The organism is Larkinella soli (assembly GCF_003703975.1).
Lineage (GTDB): Bacteria > Bacteroidota > Bacteroidia > Cytophagales > Spirosomataceae > Larkinella > Larkinella soli.
The window spans coordinates 1-17,967 of sequence record NZ_QTJY01000015.1; the positions used below are offsets into that span (position 1 = coordinate 1).

Sequence of the window (17,967 nt, forward strand, 5' to 3'; positions counted from 1 at the left end):
TGCAGCAGGAGCAGCCCGAGGACTTCGTCATTGCCACCGGTGTCACTACCACCATTCGGGATTTCATCAGAATGGCTTTCGGCGAGGTGGGGGTAGAACTGGAATTCAAGGGGGAAGGCGCGAAGGAAGTCGGCCTGATCGCCAAATCCACGAATCCGCAATTCCCGCTGGAAGCGGGTAAAGAAGTGGTCTGTATCGACGAGCGGTATTTCCGGCCGACGGAGGTGGATCTGCTGCTGGGCGACCCCACCAAAGCCATGACCAAACTGGGCTGGCAGCCTAAGTACGATCTGGTTGCGCTGGTGAAGGAGATGGTTTCCGCCGACATCGACCTGTTCCGTCGTGACCAGTTGCTGGAACAGGGCGGTCACCGCGTCATGAATTATTACGAATAACCCGACTAACGAATATCAAATAGAAAAAGCCCGCCGAACGGCGGGCTTTCTTGTATAGTTTAAAGCGCCCTGGCGCTTACACCTTTCAGCTTAAACAGGAACTGCGTAGTAGTACATCCGGGAACTATTCGGATACATACCGATCAGCATCAGGCCTTCCCCTTCTTTGGTAGTGGTCATGGCAGCCTGAAGGTCTTTCACCGTCTTCACAGCTTTGCCGTTGGCTTTCAGGATAATAAACCCTTCTTCAATGTCGGTTTCAGCCATTTTTCCGTCACCGATCCGTTTTATCCGGACACCTCCGCTGACACCGAGCCGTTTGGCATCGGCCGCAGAAAGGTCTTCAAAATCGGCGCCCAGCGAGCCGAGGCTCGTGGAAGCGGTGGTGACTTCACTGCGTTTGATGATGTCACGGCCACCGTTCCGATTGCGGAGTTCTACACGGAAGTCGCGCAGTTCACCGTTCCGGTTTACGGTCAGGGCGATCACGTCACCCGGACGACGACGGCCGATGATTTCACGCATCTGAGCGTCGGAATCCAGAGGCTGACCTTCCATCTTCACGATGACGTCGCCTTTTTTCAGCCCGGCGGTAGCGGAAGCACCGCCTTCGACCACTTCGTTGACGTAGATACCGCGACCCACTTTAGCGCCTACTTCCTGAGCACGACGGCTGTCCAGTTCGATGGGGATAATGCCCAGATAACCGCGCTGTACGTTGCCGTATTTCAGAAGGTCGGCAGACACTTTCTTCACCAGTGACACCGGCACGGCAAAACCGTAACCGCTGTAATAACCGGTGGCGGAAGCAATGGCGGAGTTAATACCGATCAGCTCACCGCGGAGGTTGACAAGAGCTCCACCGGAGTTACCGGGGTTGATGGCGGCATCCGTCTGGATAAAGGCCTCGACCGGAGAATCCGGTTTCGGGTCGTTCTGATTGACGTTCTGGTCCAGAATACCGATCCGGCGACCTTTGGCGCTGACGATACCGGCCGTTACCGTTGACTCCAGGTCAAGCGGATAACCGACGGCCAGCACCCATTCGCCCAGTTTCAGGGCATCGGAATCACCCAGCGTAATGGCCGGCAGATTCTTGGCATTGACCTGAATGACCGCAAGGTCGGTCAGGGGGTCGGTACCGATCACTTTGGCTTTGAAGCTGCGTTTGTCGGTCAGAATCACTTCCACCTCATCGGCATCCTGCACCACGTGGTTGTTGGTCACGATATAACCGTCCTGGCTGATAACCACACCCGAACCGGATGCCTGCCCGCGCTGACGCTGCGGAGCGCCCCCACGGCCACCACGTCCGAATTCCTCACCGAAGAAGTCACGGAAAATATCCGGAATCTGCTGCTGGCGGACCGTACGGGTTACGGTAGTCTTGATGTGAACGACCGCCGGCGTTGCCGCTTCGGCCGCATAGGTGAAATCACCCGGAGCTGCCTGCGGACCGGTCAGAGCGGCCAGTCGACCCAGGGGCGCCGAAGCGGGTGATCCTGATTCGTTAAAAATGACATCCCGCTTATTGAACCCTAAGAAGTTATAGGCGGCAAGGGTGACAAAGCTCGACAAGAGAGCGATGACCGTTAAGATTTTCCAGTTGCTTTTCATTTGACTTGATTCAGAAATAGGTCGTCTACTGCTTTGTTTCAACTAATGGGATAACGAAATCCGCTCTCCTGAAAATTCGCTGACGTATCCCAATTAACAAAATTTAACAGCTGAATGTTAAGGGCCGGAGGCCTTGTTTCTGCGGATTAAATTTAAAGACTTATCCGAATTTTCGGGCATTGAAAGTAAAAAAGCCTGTGGGGATTCACACAGGCTATGTCCGTCGGTCAGGGCCGGCTCAGCCGCCGATTTCGATCTGGCGGGCCGGTTTGACCTTTGCCTCTTCCCGTTTTGGCAACTCGATCTTCAGCACACCGTCATTATAGGAAGCCTGAATCTTCTCGGTGTCGATGGACGTCGGAAGCGTAAAGGTCCTCTGAAATGAGGAGTAGCTGAACTCACGGCGGGTATACTTCTCTTCCTGTCTGGCTTCACTGGTTTCTCCGGAAGCCGAGATCGTCAGGTTGTTGTGATCGAGGTTCAGTTTGAAGTCTTCGCGCTTCAGACCGGGCGCGGCCACTTCGATCCGAAAACCGTCCTTATGTTCGGCGACGTTCACGGCCGGCAGATGGTTCACAGTCTGGTTCGCGGCAAAAAAGCCGTCCAGATCACGGCCGAAGAAGTTCTCGATCAATGAAGGCAGATGGCTGTTTTTTAACATCGGATTCATGGCGTTATCCTCCTTTTAATGGTTTGATTTGTTGTTTTGAGATACAGACACTACCCGTTTTGACAACATTCATACCAATCGAAGGTTGGTCCGGAGACTACGCCAATTTGACTGTTTTATGTACGGTTCAGGGAAAAACACAATGTCAGACTGTCAGTTTAGGTCTGCAACGGCCTGACATTTAGAGACATACGGAAATGTTCTTCTGCCGCCCTCAGCAGAGTATGATTTAAAGACAGGCTTTTAAGAGGTAATCCACGGAAAGGAGTTGAAGAGGCAATGGTTCCCGGCGCTCAGTTAGCGGCCTGTTTGAGCTGGAGCTGTTCGCAGGCTTTTTCGGCCGCCGACTGTTCGGCTTTTTTCTTGCTGTAGCCGCTGCCCTGGGCGAACGGTTCGTCGTTGACCGTCACCTGGGCAATAAATTCACGGAAGTGATTGTTTCCCCGTTCGGAAACAATGGCAAACTCGACCTTTTTGCCTTCCCGCTGCGCCCATTCGATCAGGCGGCTTTTGTAATTGGCGTTGTTGTTGATCAGCGCATCGAGGTCATAGTGTCCCAGAAGCTCCTTGAGAATGAACCGGCGCGTGAACCGGAATCCCTTGTCGAGATAAATCGCGCCGACCAGGGCCTCCAGGGCGTCGCCATACATGGACGTACGGGCAGGCACCATGCCCCGGTTCCGGCTTCCGTCGTATTCGATCAGGTTTTCCAGACCAATCTTACGGGCAATGCCGTTCAGCGTCTCGCGGTTGACGATCCGGGAGCGGATTTCGGTCAGGAAGCCTTCATCCTTGTACGGAAATTTCTTGAAGAGAAATTCGGCGATCACCATACCGAGCACGGCATCGCCCAGGTATTCCAGACGCTCGTTGGATTCCTTGAAACCCTTGATGGCGGTTTCCTTGGAAGCGGAGGTATGGCGGAAGGCCAGCTGGTACAGGCCGACGTTGGAAGGAGCCTCGCCGATGATGTGTTCCACGGCACGCCGAAATTTACGGCGCTCGCTATTACCCGACCGCGACCGGAAAAAACCCAGGATTGGCCCGAAGACGGTGTTGGTTAAAGCAGCTTGCACGCGGCTGGTTTTGACTCAAAGTTTACGAAATACTACGGAGAAATTGTGTCCCCCGAAGCCGAATGTATTGCTCAGGGCCACGTTGACCGCGCGTTCCTGTGCCTTGTTAAACGTAAAGTTCAGCTTGGGATTGAATTGTTCGTCGTCGGTAAAATGATTGATGGTGGGCGGAACCAGGTTATGCTGCATGGCCATGAGACACGCGATGGACTCGATGGCCCCGGCAGCGCCGAGCAGGTGGCCCGTCATCGATTTGGTCGAACTGATATTCAGTCGGTACGCATGTTCGCCAAACACTTTCTCGATGGCCGTTGCTTCACTAACATCGCCCAGAGGGGTCGAAGTTCCGTGAACATTGATGTAATCGATGTCTTCAGGGCCGATTCCGGCGTCGTTGAGGGCATCTTTCATGACGTTCAGGGCGCCGAGTCCTTCGGGGTGCGGGGCGGTAATGTGGTAGGCGTCGGAAGACATCCCTCCGCCGATGAGTTCGGCGTAAATTTTAGCTCCCCGCGCTTTGGCGTGTTCGTATTCTTCCAGAATGATGGCTCCGGCGCCTTCCCCCAGAACGAAGCCGTCGCGGTCTTTGTCGAAAGGCCGGGAAGCGGTTTCGGGGGAGTCGTTCCGTTCGGAGAGCGCCCGCAGGGCATTGAACCCGCCGACCCCGGCTTCGGTCACGGCGGCTTCGGACCCTCCGCTGATGGCAATGTCCAGACGGCCGAGCCGGATGAAGTTGAACGCATCGATCATGGCGTTGGTCGCCGAAGCGCAGGCCGAGACCGTTACGTAGTTGACCCCACGAAATCCATAGCGGATCGACAACAGGCCCGAAGCACTGTCGGCAATCATTTTCGGTATGAAGAACGGATTGTAGCGGGGGGAGCCGTCGCCGGTGGCATAATTCTTCACTTCGTCCTCGAAGGTCTTCAGGCCCCCGATTCCGGAGCCCCAGATCACACCGGCTTTGTCCAGATTGATTTGTTCGGGATTCAGCCCGGCATCGGCAACGGCCTCGTCGGCCACGATGAGCGCATACTGGGCGAAGGGGTCCATTTTACGAGCCTCCTGGCGAGGGATGAACTGGTTGATGTCCAGCCCTTTGACTTCACAGGCAAACTTGGTCCGAAACTTCTCGGCATTGAATTTAGTAATCGGGCCGGCGCCACTCACACCGGCAGATAAGCCGTTCCAGAACTCTTGTACTGTATTACCAATCGGCGTAAGCGCGCCAAGACCTGTGATTACTACTCGTTTAAAAGGCATAAAATGAACTGCAAAAAGGAAAGCTTATTTCACATTCTCTTCCAGATACGAAATCGCCTGACCCACCGTACCGATGTTCTCAGCCTGATCGTCCGGAATCGAGATGTTGAATTCTTTTTCAAACTCCATAATCAATTCGACCGTATCGAGCGAGTCAGCGCCCAGGTCGTTGGTGAAGCTGGCCTCCGGCGTTACCTCCGACTCCTCAACACCCAGTTTCTCAACAATGATAGCCTTTACTTTGTCTGCAATTTCTGACATTTCTGTATGCGTTTGGGGTTAAAAAAACTGTGCAAAGAAAGAGATTTAAAATAGTATTGTCAAATAATTTTTTCGACCAAAAACCGCTGAAAAAACGCCTGATTTTTAATTAATTATTCAGATTTACAGGCGATTATAAAATTAAACTCCGTTCGTTTCACCCTGCCTCCCAATTGCTCCCGGCTCCCATCCCGGAGATGAAAGCCTACTATATAAGTATACCAAGTTGCTTTTTACACCCCGGAAGACAAAGCCGATCCGATTGTGTAGTTTTGCATCAAAATCTGAAAAAACGTGGACATCCCCAAGCTGAAGCATACCGATTCCGGCCGCTTTTTCCTTATCGCCGGCCCCTGCGCCATCGAAAGCCGCGACCTCGCCCTGCAAATCGCCGAACGAATCGTGGAGATCACCGACCGGCTGCGGATTCCCTATATTTTTAAAGGCTCCTACCGGAAAGCCAACCGCACCAAACTCGACTCCTTTACCGGCATCGGCGACCTCCCGGCCCTGGAAATCCTGAAGGAAGTGGGCGACACCTTCGACGTACCGACTCTGACCGACTTTCACGAGTCCCATGAAGCCGACATGGCCGCCCCCTACGTGGATGTCCTTCAGATTCCGGCTTTTCTCTGCCGCCAGACGGATATGCTCGCGGCAGCCGCCCGAACCGGCAAGGTCGTCAACATCAAGAAGGGACAGTTCATGGCCGGCGATTCGATGGGATTTGCGGTCGAAAAAGTGAAATCGGTCCGCCCCGACTCCGTCGTTTTCCTGACCGACCGGGGCAACTCCTTCGGCTATGGGGACCTGATCGTCGACTACCGGAACATTCCGGCCATGCAGGCCCAGGGCGTGCCGGTCGTGATGGACTGCACGCACTCGCTTCAGCAGCCGAACCAGTCGTCGGGCGTGACCGGCGGAAAACCCGCCCTGATCGCTACCATCGCCAAAGCCGCCATCGCCGTCGGGGCCGACGGTCTGTTCATTGAAACCCACCCCCGGCCCTCCGAGGCCAAATCGGACGGGGCCAACATGCTGCCGCTGGACCGGCTGGAAGGGCTGCTCGAAAAGCTGGTGCGGATTCGGGAGGCCATCGCCGGATAATCGGAATTTCGATGGGTCCGGCAGTAGAATCACTTTCGCCGGCACTCTCTCCCATGAAGCCTGATCCAAGCTCCGATGCAGACCCGTTACACCACCAATCCGACCGATTTCCGGCAATACGATACCGAGCGCATCCGCCGGGAGTTCCTGATCGAACGTTTGTTCGAACCGGATGCCTTTTCCTTCGTCTATTCGCACTACGACCGCATGATCGTCGGAGGAGTGATGCCCGTCACGGACCGGCCGGCGCTGCCGACCTATGACGAACTGAAGGCCGATTTCTTCCTCGAACGCCGGGAAATGGGGGTGATCAACATCGGCGGAGCCGGAACGGTGACGGTCGACGGGCGGAGCTTCGATCTGGATAAGAAAGACTGTCTGTATGTCGGCCTGGGCAGCCGCGAGGTGGTTTTTACCAGCCGCGACGCCGGCCATCCGGCCCGGTTCGCCCTGATCTCGACCCCCGCACACCGCCCGTGTCCTACCGCCCGGCTCACGGCCGCCGAAGCCTCCCCGGCCGACATGGGCGCCCCGGAAACCGCCAACCAGCGGACCATCTACAAATACATCCATGCCGGTGGGCTGGCCGGCAGCCAGCTGGTGATGGGGCTCACTACGCTGAAGCCCGGCAACGTCTGGAACACCATGCCGCCCCATACGCACGACCGCCGGATGGAAGCCTACATTTATTTCGACCTTTCGGAAGACCAGCGGGTGTTTCATTTCATGGGTCACCCTCAGGAAACCCGCCATCTGCCGGTGGCCGACGGGCAGGCCGTGATCTCCCCGCCCTGGTCCATTCACGCGGGGGCCGGAACCACCGCCTATTCCTTTATCTGGGCGATGGCCGGTGAGAATTATACCTTTACGGATATGGATTTCGTTTCCGTGAAAGACCTTCGGTAGGAGGGAGTGGCAACAGGCCGGGCACAAAACTTTTTAATAAAACGGAAAGTTTTGTATGCAATCTTTGGCTATTTTTAGATATTGTTGCCTTTTAACAACTCTCAACCCGATCAAGCTTCTTCATGCACGTCCGACGATTACAAGCTCGGCCGAGTCAGGACTCTGAGACAGACGTCACCCTGCGGCTCAAGGCGGGGGATGAACAGGCTTTTGAAGAGGTCTTCTTCCTCTATTATAAGCATCTCCACGCCATCGGAATCAAGTTTCTGAAAGACCCCGAGCGGGCCGAAGACGCCGTGCAGGACATCTTCCTGAAACTGTGGGACCATCGCGACGCCCTGAACGAAACCTGTTCCATCAAGGGCTTTCTGTCGATTTCGATGAAAAATCACGTCCTGAACGTGATCCGCGACAGCCACCAGTCCATCTGGGAGTATCTGTCGGCCGAAACCGAGGAGGCTTATGGGGAAGACACCACCGGCAACGCCTTCCAGCTTCAGGAGTACGGCGAAATTCTGGAGCAGGGGCTGCGTCAGCTGCCGCCCCAGCGCGCCCGGGTGTTCCGGATGCGGGTGTTCAACGGGCTCGATAACGAACAGGTGGCCCGGCAGCTTTCCATTTCAGTCAACACCGTCAAGTTTCAATTCTCGCAGGCTTCCAAATTCCTGAAGGAATACCTCGGCAGGCACGCCGACCTCGAAGGCATCGTGCCGATGCTGCTCCTCTTTGAACTCTTCTCCTGACCGGTTTACAATTTTTTTTTCTTCCTGATCATACTTCCATCCCGGCTTTGTGTATCTATTAAGGAATGAATTGAATAATTCCTGAACTCATCCCAATGGATGCACAACTTTTACAGAAATATTTAAAAAACGAGTGTAGCCCCGACGAAGCGCTGGTCGTGCTGGCCTACCTGTCCGGAACCGATGGACAGCAGCATCTGAAACAGCTTCTGGATGTGGACCTGCAATCGCTGGAGGCTCTGCCCCTCGACGAGGCCGAAAACCGCACCGCCCGGCAGCTGTTCAACCGGATGCAGATCCGGAAGCAGGCCACGGCCGGGGTGGTTCGTCCGCTCCGGCGTCCGGAACGCCGGTTTACGTGGCTGGCTGCGGCTGCGGTCACGCTGCTTCTGCTGGCGACCGGCGGCTGGTGGGCCTACCGGCAATTGACTCCCCCCGAAACCGTCACGCTCCGGACCGATTACGGCCAGACCCGGCGGGTCGTTCTCCCGGACCGGTCGGTGGTGACGCTGAACGGCAACACCTCCATTACGTACCCGGAAGAGTGGTCGCCGGAGACGCCCCGGGAGGTATGGGTCGAGGGCGAAGCGTTCTTCGAAGTAGTTCACACCCTTAACCACCAGCGGTTTACGGTACACCTGCCGTCCAACATGAACGTGGAGGTTCTCGGCACCCGCTTCAACGTCTACACCCGAAAATCCAGAACCCGCGTGGTGCTGAACGACGGACGCATTCAGATGAAGGTGTCCGACGATCCGAACAACCACCTCGTGATGAAGCCCGGCGAGATGTTCTTTGCCGACACCCAGGCCAAAGTTTTTTACAAAAAAGCCGTCAACGCGCAGGCCCAGTCGTCCTGGCGCACCGAAAAACTGGTGTTCGACGGCACGACCCTGCAGGAAATTGCCCAGTTGCTGGAAGACACCTATGGCCTGGAGGTCGTGATCGCCGACCGCGAACTGCTGCGCCAGAAGTTTTCCGGAACCATTCCCGGCAAAAACGTAGAAACCATTCTCAACGGTTTATCCCGCCTGTTCGACATGAAAATTACGCGCCAACCTGATCGAATCATTATTCAGCAAAACTGAACCCTCTATGAAAAAAGCAGTATCCTTTCTGATAGGAGTCATTCTGGCCGGAACCTTACCGGCCTATTCCCAGATGCTGGTGTCCTACAACCATCGGGGTGCGCCCCAGGCTAAAGAGATCGAAGCGCCGGTGGTTACGCTGAAAGCGGCCCTTTCTGAACTGGAACGGCAATACCGGGTTTCCTTCATTTACCGCACCGATCTGGTCGATACGAAAGTCATGATGACCAGCCACCGCGAGCGGAATGTCGAAGACGCCCTGTCGAACCTGCTCGCCGACAAGGGCCTTACCTACGAAAAAATCCAGAACAACTTTTATATCATTCTGGCCAGCCGGGACCGCAACGCCCGGTTTCTTAGGAAGGTCAGCCAGATCGAAAAACGCGGGCTCCCCACCGCCCCCGAAGGGGAAGTCGCGGTTCCGACGGAACTGAACGTGAGCCGGCTGGAGCGGATCGGCTTCTCGATGCTGTCGGCCGAGCGCCAGGACATTCAGGTGCAGGGCCGGGTGTCGGACCGCAGCGGGCAGGGAATCCCCGGCGTGAGCGTCGTCATCAAGGGAACCACCCGCGGTACGACCACCAACGGCCAGGGCGAATACTCGCTCAGCGCCCCGAACAACGCCACCCTGGTATTGAGCTTCGTCGGCTATTCCTCGCAGGAGATTCCGGTCAACGGCCGCTCGACGGTCAACGTAACGCTTCAGGAAGACATCCGGGCGCTGAGTGAAGTGGTCGTAGTCGGATACGGTACGCAGAAGCGGGCCGCCGTTACGGGCGCCATTTCGTCGGTGACGTCCAAAGAAGTGGCCGAGTTGCCGGTCGTCAACGTGCAGCAGGCCATCCAGGGCCGGGTGCCGGGGGTGTCGGTGGTGAGCAACGGGGCGCCGGGCGAATCGCCGGTGGTCCGCATCCGGGGCATCGGGTCCATCAACTACGCTTCCAATCCGCTGTATGTCATCGACGGCTTTCCGACCGGTGACCTCAATAACTTCGACACGCGGGACATTGAAACCGTCGATGTGCTGAAAGACGCATCGGCCGCGGCCATCTACGGATCACGGGCGGCCAACGGCGTCATCATCATCACGACCAAGCGGGGCAGCACCGACGGCCGGATGCACGTCAGCTACGACGGCTACGTGGGCACCCAGAGCGCCTGGCGCACCCTCGACGTGCTGAATACCGAAGAGTACATCCGGTACGGCACCGCCCTGCGGACCAATGCCGGCCAGGCCCTTCCGGCCCGGTTCAATGCCATGAACGATCCCATTTATCCGGGCGCGACCCAGACGTATGCGCAGACGAATACCGACTGGCAGGATCAGCTGTTCCGCTCGGCGCCGATGACCCAGCATAACATATCGCTTTCGGGCGGAAACGACCGGTCGCGGTTCTATTCGTCGGCCGGGTATTTCAGCCAGGAGGGGATCATGCTCGGAACCAGCTACCGGCGCGGTAACTTCCGGATCAACTCCGACCACAAGATCAGCAAGCGGTTCACCTTCGGTCAGTCGCTGACGATTTCCTACGACGATAAGTATAACGAGAACAACAGCGGGGGACGGACGCAGATCAAGCACATGCTGCACATGACCCCATATATGCCCGTTGAAGACCCGACCAGAGTGGGCGGCTACCGCGGTCCGGACGGCTCCGACGGCAGTGACCCGCAGAACCCGGTGCGGATTGCCGTGCAGGACCGGGACAACACGCAGCGGCTGAAGTTCCTGGGGAGCGCCTTCCTGGAGGTCGGCATCACCGACTGGCTGAAATACCGTTTCACGGGCGGCATCGATTATGTTCAGGCCCGGCAGTACATCTTCCTGCCGATCTACAACGAGAGCTTCAACGCCCGGAATCCGGCCGTGGTCACCGACAACCGGACGACCTACACCTCTCCGCTGTTTACCAACCAGCTCACCTTCGACAGAAACTTCGGCCAGCATCACCTGAACGTGGTGGCGGTCGCCGAGCGGCAATCGGGAACGTCCATCATCCTGAACACCAGCGGCCAGGCGGCTTCCAATACCATCCGCGAGCTGACCGGTCTGGCCAACCAGACGGCGCAGGGCAGCCGCGAGAAATACGTGCTGTTCTCCTATCTGGCCCGGGCCAACTACGATTACGCCAACAAATACCTGTTGAGTGCCTCCTTCCGCCGGGACGGTTCGTCGCGGTTCGCCCCCGGCAAGAAGTGGGGGAACTTTCCCTCGGTTTCAGTGGGCTGGCGGATCAGTGAGGAAGCCTTCATGAAGAACTCGCCCGCCGTATCCGAACTGAAGGTGCGGGCCAGCTACGGCTCGATGGGCTTTAACGAGATCGGTAACTATCCCTGGCAGGTGGCCGTCAGCCAGACGACCAACGCCGTCCTCGGCGGTGCCGTGACGCAGGGCACGTACTTCGACCGTCTGGGCAACACCGATCTGCAGTGGGAGGTGACGAAGATGGGCAACATCGGTATAGACCTCGGTCTGTTCAACAACAGCATCACGCTGTCGGCCGAAGCTTATGACCGCAAAACCGACGGGCTGATTCTGAACCAGCCGGTAGCGCCCTCCATCGGGTATTCCAACTCACCGATCGCCAACGTGGGCAGCATGCGCAACCGCGGCTTCGAGCTTCAGCTGGGGTATAATAAAACCTCCGGCGACTTCCGGTTCAATGCGTCGGCCAACCTCGGCCTGGTTCGGAACAAGGTGCTGAGCCTCGGCCCCGAGATTTCCCCGATCCTGACGGGCAGCAACGCCGACTACGGCGGCTACGACATCACCCGCACCGAAGCCGGGCAGCCGATCCAGTACTTCTACGGCTGGAAAGTGGCCGGTATTTTCCAGAGCGACGAAGAGGTCAAATCCGCAGCGAAGCAGGATAACGCCAAACCCGGCGACATTCGCTTCGTCGACATCGACGGCAACGGGGTGATCGATGCCGGCGACCGGACCAATCTCGGTAACTTCATCCCCGACTTTACCTACGGGGCCAACTTCTCGGCCAATTACCTCGGCTTCGACCTGTCGCTGTTCCTGCAGGGGGTGCAGGGGAACAAGATCTTCAACGGAACGAAGGTGCTGCGTCAGGGTATGCTGCGGCTGTTCAACGCCGGCACGGAAGTGCTGAACGCCTGGACGCCGACCAACACGAATACCGACGTTCCGCGGGCGGTCGACGGCGACCCGAACCGCAACAGCCGGACCTCCGACCGGTTCATCGAAGACGGTTCCTACCTGCGTCTGAAAAACCTGAGCATCGGGTATTCCATCCCGGCCGACCGGCTTCAGTCCTGGACCCGTTCGACGCTCTCCCGCGCCCGGATCTATGTATCAGGACAGAACCTTCTGACGTTTACCAAATATACCGGCTACGACCCGGAAATCGGCTCCCGCTACAACCAGACGCTGACCAATGGGATCGACTACGGGCAGTATCCGGTGGCCCGGAGCTTCACGGTCGGGATTCAGATCGGTTTTTAATGGAGAACTTCACCAACATAATTTGAACGATAGAATTTAAATTGATAAACACCATGAGAAATAAGTTCATAGGAAAGGGAATCCTTCTGGTTGGGCTGCTCCTGGGATGCAGCGAAAGCGACCTGGATCAGGTGAACCCGAACCAGATTCTCACCGATCAGTATTTCAAGGATTTGTCGGAACTGACCAAGGGCGTCAATTCCATCTATGCCATCCAGCAGTCGGCTAACCTCCTGGGCCGGGAATACTGGTTCCTGCATGACCTGCGCAGCGACGACGTGGCGACCGGCGGTGGGCAGCTCGAAACGCCCCGGAACCAGTTGCTTACCGGCGTCCATGACCCGGCCAACGGGGTGATGAACAGCGTCTGGAACGGTCTGTACCGGATGATCCACCGCGCCAACGTGGTGATCGACCGGGCCGCCCAGGTGACCGACGGCACCGCCGAACAGCGCAATCAGGTGGTGGGCCAGGCCAAGTTTCTGCGGGCCTGGGCCTACTACGAACTCGTCAGCCTGTGGGGCGGGGTGCCGCTCTATAACAGCTACGTCACGTCGGTCGGCGGTTCACAGCCCCGGGCCACCGAGGATCAGGTATACCAGCAGGTCATCGCCGACCTGAAAGACGCCCAGGCGGCCCTTCCGCTGAAGTTCGAGGGAGCCGACCTCGGCCGGGCCACCCGCGGAGCCGCCAGTACCCTGCTCGGCCGGGTGTATTTGCAGCGCGGGGAGTACGCCAACGCCAAAACCGAGCTTCAGAAGGTCATCGACTCGAAACAGTATTCCCTGGTCGATAACTACAACGACAACTTCCTGGAAGAAACGGAGTATAACCCCGAGTCGATCTACGAAGTGGCTTTCTCCAAAGTCGGGGACTTTAACTGGGATGCGGACGGCAACGGGAACGGGAACGAAACTACCCCGCGCAGCCAGGAATATGCCGCCATCGGCTGGCGCAACCTGATTCCGTCCAACAAACTGCTGGCCGAGTATGAAAATACGGCCAAAGGCGACGAGAAAACCGATCCGCGGCTTCTGTACTCGTTCTATTTCATCGGCGACAAGTTCAACGGCGACAAAAACACCCTGACCGACGCCCAGGTACAGGGCAACACCTCGGTGCTGGCCGGTAAGGAGCAGAAGATCAGCTGGCGGAAATATTCGGCCATGTATAAAACCGCCGATACCTATTATACTTCCGGGATCAACTTCCGGCTCATGCGCTACGCCGACGTGCTGCTGATGATGGCCGAGGCCGAAAACGAAGCCGGGACGCCCCAGGCCGCCATCGGCTACCTGAACCAGGTCCGCGCCCGCAAGAGCGTGGCCATGCCGCCGTATCCGACCAAAAGCTTCCCGGTGAACTCCAAAGCCGAAATCTTCCGGGCCGTTCAGCACGAGCGGGAAGTGGAACTGGCCGGCGAACAGTTGCGGAACCGCGACCTCCTGCGGTGGCGGAAACAGAACAAGCTGACCGCCGAACCGCTGACCTACTTTCAGAAAGGCAAACACGAACTGCTGCCGATTCCGCAGGCCGAAATCGACAACAACGATAAACTGGAGCAGAAAGACCAGAACCCCGGTTATTGATCCTTTATTCCTAAACCGATATTCCTGAACTGGAATTTACCTAAACCGAAATCCGGAAAGCCCTTACCGCCTGGTGGGGGCTTTTTTGTGCAAACTGGATTTTGGTAACTTACCGCCGTGTCGCCGAGAAACCCTATGATCCTGAGATTTGCCACGCTGCTGCTCACGCTGCTTTCCCTGACGGCCGGCTGCCGGAAGGAAACCCGCTTCGAACTGCTCGACGCCGGTGAGTCAGGCATCGACTTCGCCAATACCATCACCGAATCCGACACGCTGAACGTGCTGGCTTTCGAATATATCTACAACGGCGGGGGTGTGGGCGTCGGGGATGTCGACGGCGACGGGTTGTCCGACATTTTCTTTGCCGGAAATACCGTGTCCAGCCGGTTATACCTGAACAAAGGCGGCATGAAGTTTCAGGACGTTACCATCCCCGCCGGTGTATCCACAACCACCTGGTGTACGGGCGTTTCCATGGTCGACCTCAACCAGGACGGACGGCTGGACATCTACGTCTCCACGATCCACCCGAAACCAACCGGGTCGGTGCCGAATCTTCTGTTTATCAACCAGGGAAACGGTTCCGACGGGGTTCCGCGCTTTCAGGAGATGGCCGGCCGGGCCGGGCTGGCCGATTCCAGCTACTCGACCCAGGCGGCTTTTCTGGACTACGACCGCGACGGCGACCTCGACTGCTACCTGCTCACCAACGCCCTCGAATCCTATAACCGCAACAACGTCACCGGCCCCCGCAACGACGGCAGCGCCCGCAGTCTGGACCGGCTCTACCGCAACGACGGCCCTGCAGCCGGAAAGGGCAGCCTGCCGGTATTCAGGGACGTCTCGAAGCAGGCCGGGATCGTGCACGAGGGCTGGGGGCTGGGCGTGATCGTCAACGACATCAATCAGGACGGCTGGCCCGACGTCTACGTCGCCAACGATTTTCAGTCGAACGACGTGATGTATATCAACAACCAGGACGGAACGTTCCGCAACCGCATCGCCGACGCACTCAAACACCAGAGTCACAACAGCATGGGCGTGGATATGGCCGACATTAACAACGACGGTCTGAACGAGATCGCCGTGGCCGACATGCTGCCCGATGATAACCTGCGGCAGAAAACCATGTTCTCGATGGTCAACTACGACCGGTTTCAGATGGCCCGCCGGCTCGGCTATCAGCCCCAGTACATCCGCAACGTGCTTCAGTTCAACCGGGGGGCCTTGCCGGAGGGTTCGGCCGGAGCCGGAAAGGAAGCCGGCCGCGACGTTCCGCGCTTTTCGGACATCGGGTATCTGGCCGGAGTGGCCGCCACGGACTGGAGCTGGAGCACGCTGTTCGCCGATTTTGACAACGACGGTTTTCGGGATCTCCTGATTACCAACGGCTACCGAAAGGACGTCACGAACCTCGACTTCGCGAATTACAATCAGAATGCCTCCATGTTCGGGACCGACGAGACCCGGCGCAAGCGGATCACCGATCAGTTGAAGGACCTGGAAGGGGTCTACAAGCCCAAGTTCATGTACCGTAACGACAACGACGGCCGGACCTCCTCGCTGACCTTCACCGACCAGGCCGCCGCCTGGGGCCTCGACCAGCCCTCCTATGCCAACGGCACGGCCTATGCCGACTTCGACAACGACGGCGACCTGGATCTGGTCATGAACAACATCAACGACCGGGCTTTTCTGTACCGGAACCGAACCATCGACGGCGCCGGAGAAGAGGCCGGCAAAAAAGCCGGAAATTACCTGCGCATTCAGCTACGGGGCAAACCGGGAAACCTTTCCGGGCTGGGCGCCAGAGTGAGCCTGTTTTACCATGATGCCGGTCGGACCTCGCTCCGGCAGTATGCCGAGCAGGCGGTGCAGCGGGGTTATGAATCGACCGTCGAGCCGGTGCTGCATTTCGGGTTCGGCTCCGTCGCAGCGATCGATTCTCTGAAGATCGTCTGGCCGGACGGAACCGGGCAGCTTCTGGTCCGACCGGGCATCAACCGGATGCTGACCCTGGCGCAGGCCCAGGCGAACCCGGTGCCGACTGATTTTCTGACGCGAAGGCCCGGGCCGCGGGCGACGAGACCGCTTTTTGAGGAAGTTTCGAAGATTTCCGGTCTGGCCTTCCGGCATGACGAGGACGATTTCGTCGATTACAAGATGCAGCAGACGACGCTCCACCAGAAACACTCGCAGATCGGGCCGGGGGTCGCCGTGGGCGACGTGGACGGCGACGGGCTGGACGATCTGTATCTGGCGGGAGCCGCCCGCAAACCCGGGACCCTGTTTCTTCAGAAAGCCGACGGCACCTTCCGCCGGTCCGACCTGCCGGCCAAAACCGAGGAGGAAACCGGCGTGCTGCTGTTCGACGCCGACAACGACGGCGACCTGGATCTGTATGCGGCTTCGGGCAGTACGGAATTCGGCAAAGATTCGACCCGATACCGCGACCGGCTGTACAAAAACGACGGCAAAGGCCGCTTCCGACCCGACACCCTGGCCCTTCCGCCCGATGCATCCAGCGGCTCCTGCGTGACGGCCGCCGACTACGACCGCGACGGTGACCTCGACCTGTTCGTGGGCGGCCGCATCATCCCGCGCGAATATCCGCGCCCGGCCCGCAGCGGCCTGCTCCGCAACGAGGGCGGGCGGTTTACCGACGTCACCGAACAGGTGGCCCCCGGCCTGTCGCGGATCGGGCTCGTCTGCGCGGCCCTCTGGACCGACACCGACAATGACGACTGGCCCGACCTCCTCCTCGCCGGCGAATGGATGCCGATCACCCTCTTCAAAAATAACCGGGGGCAAACATTCAATCATTCAGCAACTCCATCATTCAATCATTCCACCGGCTGGTGGAACAGCCTCACCGCCGGTGATTTCGACAACGACGGCGACATGGATTACGTGGCCGGAAACGTCGGGCTGAACGGCCGCTATCGGGCCTCGGAACAGCAGCCGGTATCGCTCTACGCCAATGATTACGACAAAAACGGATCGCTCGATCCCATCATGAGCGCCTACAACGGCGGGAAGGAATACCCGGTGCATCCGCGCGAAACCCTGACCGACCAGATGCCCTCGTTCCGGCAGAAGTTTCAGCTTTTCTCCGTTTACGGCAGGAGCGGCCTTCAGGAGGTGCTGCCCGAGCCTACCCGCGCGGGGGCCATCGTCCGGCGGGCCACCTGGTTTGCGTCGACCTACATCGAAAACCAGGGAGCCGGGCGGTTTGCGCTGCGGCCCCTTCCGGTGGAAGCGCAGCTGGCCCCCGGCTTCGGAATGCGGCCCATCGACTTCGACCGCGACGGCCACCTCGACCTGCTGATGGTGGGCAACAACTACGCGTCCGAGGTGCTGACGGGCTGGTACGACGCCGGAATCGGCCTGTGCCTGCGGGGCGACGGGAAGGGCGGTTTTGTGCCGCTGCCGCTTTCCCGAACCGGCTTTCTGGCCGACGGTGATGCAAAGGGGCTGGCCGAGGTCGCCCTGAAGGACGGCCGTTCGTTGCTGGTGGTGACCCAGAATCAGGACAGCCTGCGGGCGTTCCGGCACACCGGCCACCCGCCCGGGCAGCGGGTGACCCTGCGCCCGGATGACCGGTATGCGCTGGTTTCCCTGAAAAATGGCCGCCGGCGGAAAGTAGAATTTTCGTGGGGTTCGACTTATCTGTCACAATCCACCCGATTGTTTGCCGTGCCGCCGGGAGCCGTCTCTCTGATGATTGTTGCGCGGAACGGGGCAAAACGCCGGGTGGCAGCCGTGCCTTAAACCGGCGGG

13 protein-coding genes are annotated in these 17,967 nt (G+C 58.2%); 8 read left to right on the forward strand and 5 right to left on the reverse strand.

Going from position 1 to position 17,967, the window contains the following annotated elements:
* A partial coding sequence (locus DX909_RS22475) for a GDP-mannose 4,6-dehydratase (RefSeq protein WP_206513035.1) occupies positions 1 to 395 on the forward strand: 395 nt, incomplete at its 5' end.
* A gap of 90 nt (positions 396 to 485) precedes the next feature.
* Here DX909_RS22475 and DX909_RS22480 read toward each other — a convergent pair.
* The 5 genes from DX909_RS22480 to DX909_RS22500 form a co-directional block, all read right to left on the reverse strand.
* Positions 486 to 2,012: a Do family serine endopeptidase gene (locus DX909_RS22480; protein WP_128547481.1), complete on the reverse strand. Its 1,527-nt coding sequence runs from the start codon at positions 2,010 to 2,012 to the stop codon at positions 486 to 488.
* 238 nt (positions 2,013 to 2,250) lie between these two features.
* Positions 2,251 to 2,682 carry an Hsp20/alpha crystallin family protein gene (locus DX909_RS22485; protein WP_128547482.1) on the reverse strand — a complete coding sequence of 144 codons (432 nt, stop codon included), beginning with the start codon at positions 2,680 to 2,682 and terminating at the stop codon, positions 2,251 to 2,253.
* Positions 2,683 to 2,975: 293 nt separating this feature from the next.
* A complete protein-coding gene (rnc, locus tag DX909_RS22490) occupies positions 2,976 to 3,758 on the reverse strand; it encodes a ribonuclease III (RefSeq protein WP_128547483.1) in 783 nt (260 codons plus the stop codon).
* A 15-nt stretch (positions 3,759 to 3,773) separates the two neighbouring features.
* Complete coding sequence (gene fabF, locus DX909_RS22495) at positions 3,774 to 5,021, reverse strand: beta-ketoacyl-ACP synthase II (protein ID WP_128547484.1); 1,248 nt, start codon at positions 5,019 to 5,021, stop codon at positions 3,774 to 3,776.
* 24 nt (positions 5,022 to 5,045) lie between these two features.
* The gene (locus tag DX909_RS22500; RefSeq protein ID WP_128547485.1) at positions 5,046 to 5,282 is read right to left on the reverse strand and encodes an acyl carrier protein; all 237 of its coding nucleotides are present in this window, start codon (positions 5,280 to 5,282) and stop codon (positions 5,046 to 5,048) included.
* Between the two features lie 294 nt (positions 5,283 to 5,576).
* Here DX909_RS22500 and kdsA point away from each other — a divergent pair, with 294 nt between their 5' ends.
* The 7 genes from kdsA (at position 5,577) to DX909_RS22535 (ending at position 17,958) form a co-directional block, all read left to right on the forward strand.
* Complete coding sequence (kdsA, locus tag DX909_RS22505) at positions 5,577 to 6,389, forward strand: 3-deoxy-8-phosphooctulonate synthase (protein WP_128547486.1); 813 nt, start codon at positions 5,577 to 5,579, stop codon at positions 6,387 to 6,389.
* 75 nt (positions 6,390 to 6,464) lie between these two features.
* Positions 6,465 to 7,295, forward strand: coding sequence for a 5-dehydro-4-deoxy-D-glucuronate isomerase (gene kduI, locus DX909_RS22510; RefSeq protein ID WP_128547487.1), 831 nt, complete (start codon positions 6,465 to 6,467; stop codon positions 7,293 to 7,295).
* A gap of 122 nt (positions 7,296 to 7,417) precedes the next feature.
* Complete coding sequence (locus DX909_RS22515; RefSeq protein WP_128547488.1) at positions 7,418 to 8,038, forward strand: RNA polymerase sigma-70 factor; 621 nt, start codon at positions 7,418 to 7,420, stop codon at positions 8,036 to 8,038.
* A 95-nt stretch (positions 8,039 to 8,133) separates the two neighbouring features.
* Positions 8,134 to 9,126 (forward strand): FecR family protein, encoded by a 993-nt coding sequence (locus DX909_RS22520; protein WP_128547489.1) that lies wholly within the window; start codon positions 8,134 to 8,136, stop codon positions 9,124 to 9,126.
* A 7-nt stretch (positions 9,127 to 9,133) separates the two neighbouring features.
* Positions 9,134 to 12,598 (forward strand): SusC/RagA family TonB-linked outer membrane protein, encoded by a 3,465-nt coding sequence (locus DX909_RS22525; RefSeq protein ID WP_128547490.1) that lies wholly within the window; start codon positions 9,134 to 9,136, stop codon positions 12,596 to 12,598.
* A 53-nt stretch (positions 12,599 to 12,651) separates the two neighbouring features.
* Positions 12,652 to 14,187 (forward strand): RagB/SusD family nutrient uptake outer membrane protein, encoded by a 1,536-nt coding sequence (locus DX909_RS22530; RefSeq protein ID WP_128547491.1) that lies wholly within the window; start codon positions 12,652 to 12,654, stop codon positions 14,185 to 14,187.
* A 135-nt stretch (positions 14,188 to 14,322) separates the two neighbouring features.
* On the forward strand, positions 14,323 to 17,958 hold the full coding sequence (locus tag DX909_RS22535; protein WP_128547492.1) for a VCBS repeat-containing protein: 3,636 nt from the start codon (positions 14,323 to 14,325) through the stop codon (positions 17,956 to 17,958).
* The last annotated feature ends 9 nt before the right edge of the window (positions 17,959 to 17,967 follow it).